The sequence below is a fragment of the Mesorhizobium sp. M7A.F.Ca.CA.002.04.1.1 genome (assembly GCF_004022805.1).
GTDB classification, from domain to species: domain Bacteria; phylum Pseudomonadota; class Alphaproteobacteria; order Rhizobiales; family Rhizobiaceae; genus Mesorhizobium; species Mesorhizobium ciceri.
On the sequence record NZ_RZPL01001008.1, the window covers coordinates 1 to 1,519 of the forward strand.

General features: G+C 63.0%; 2 protein-coding genes and 1 pseudogene. 2 read left to right on the forward strand and 1 reads right to left on the reverse strand.

Translation table 11 applies throughout. From position 1 onward, the window contains the following. Positions 1 to 195 precede the first annotated feature (195 nt). The gene (locus ENZ75_RS31525; protein ID WP_063169786.1) at positions 196 to 954 is read left to right on the forward strand and encodes a M48 family metallopeptidase; all 759 of its coding nucleotides are present in this window, start codon (positions 196 to 198) and stop codon (positions 952 to 954) included. 5 nt (positions 955 to 959) lie between these two features. On the opposite strand, the gene ENZ75_RS31530 is transcribed toward ENZ75_RS31525, so the two are convergent. Beyond that, positions 960 to 1,178 carry a hypothetical protein gene (locus ENZ75_RS31530; protein WP_013528317.1) on the reverse strand — a complete coding sequence of 73 codons (219 nt, stop codon included), beginning with the start codon at positions 1,176 to 1,178 and terminating at the stop codon, positions 960 to 962. 112 nt (positions 1,179 to 1,290) lie between these two features. On the opposite strand from ENZ75_RS31530, the pseudogene ENZ75_RS31535 reads away from it, so the two are divergent. Next, positions 1,291 to 1,519: pseudogene (locus tag ENZ75_RS31535) on the forward strand (N-(5'-phosphoribosyl)anthranilate isomerase); the annotation flags it as partial.

Sequence of the window (1,519 nt, forward strand, 5' to 3'; positions counted from 1 at the left end):
ACCGCAACAAGTCGACGGCGCCGACGAAGACCGATCCGAGCACCGGAACGACGACCACCAAGCGTGGCAAGGGTTCGAACCTGCTTGACGACTGAGATCCGGCGACTGGTCACATCGTGAAAAAACGGCGTCGCGCGAGCGGCGCCGTTTCTTTTTTGTTCTAGTCGTTTTTCTCGAATCGCGTATCGTCCCCCCATGACTCTCGGCTTCTTTCGCAATCTGGCAAAGCCCAAGCCCACGCCTGTCGTGGAGCGCGAATATTGCGTCGCCGGCCGCACGCTGCCGCTCAAGATCGTCGAGAGCGCCAGGGCGCGCCGAATGACGCTGCGTATCGATTCAGGCGGCCAGGGTCTGCGCATCACCGTGCCGCCAGGCCTGCGCCGCGGCGAAGTGGACAGGTTCCTCGAGCGGCATCAGGACTGGCTGGAGCAGCGACTGGCCAAGGTGCCGACGCGGCCGCAGGTGCGGCCCGGCATCAGGATCCCGGTGCGCGGCGTGCCGCACCGCATCGTCCATGAACCGTCAAAGCGCGGCACCGTCACCGTGTCGCGCGACGAACGTGGTCCGCTCTTGATCGTGCATGGCGACCGCATACATCTGCCGCGCCGCCTCGCCGATTTCCTCAAGCGCGAGGCCAAGAAGGAAATCGAGAAGCTGGTGGCCAAGCACACCGAGGCGCTTGGCAAGCGCGCCAAGGCGATCCGCTTCAAGGACACGTCAAGCCGCTGGGGGTCATGCACCTCCGAAGGCAATCTGTCCTTTTCCTGGCGCATCATGATGGCGCCGTCGCCGGTCATCAACTATCTCGTCGCGCATGAAGTGGCGCATCTCAAGGAGATGAACCACGGCCCGAAATTCTGGAAACTGTGCGAAAAGCTCTGCCCCGACACCGATCGCTGCAAGGACTGGCTGAAGCGCAATGGCGGTGCGCTGCAAGCGATCATGTTCGAGTAGATCGCTCAATCGTCGTTGGCGGCGTTCAAGTCTTCGGGCCGCAACCCCTCATCGCCATGATGCGGCCACGGCAGGAAATTGCCGTCGAACTCATCGCCGCCGAAATAGTCGAGCGCGCGGTGCGCCTCGGCGCCATTGAAGGCGGCCTTGTCGATCAGGTGCGCGATGACCTCGCGCGCCTGCGCAATCTTCTGCCTGAGTTCGGCTACGGTTCTGTCGGCCATGATCGTGCTCCCGCCTTGCGTCCTGTCCATCCATAGGTAGCGCCTTTGGCCGTGCCGGCAAACAGCATGCTTTTTCTCGACTCTTATCGCTTTTCATGCCAATTCCCGCGCCATGGCACTCGACATCAAAATCTGCGGCTTGAAGACCGACGCGGCAATGGCCGCGGCGCTGGCCGGCGGCGCCAGCCATGTCGGGTTTATCTTCTTCGCCAAAAGCCCGCGCTATGTCGAACCTGCCGAGGCTGGCCGTCTGCGCGAGGCCGCGCGCGGCAAGGCGATGGCGGTTGCCGTCACCGTCGATGCCGGCGACGCCTTCCTGGATGAAATCGTTGCCAAAATGC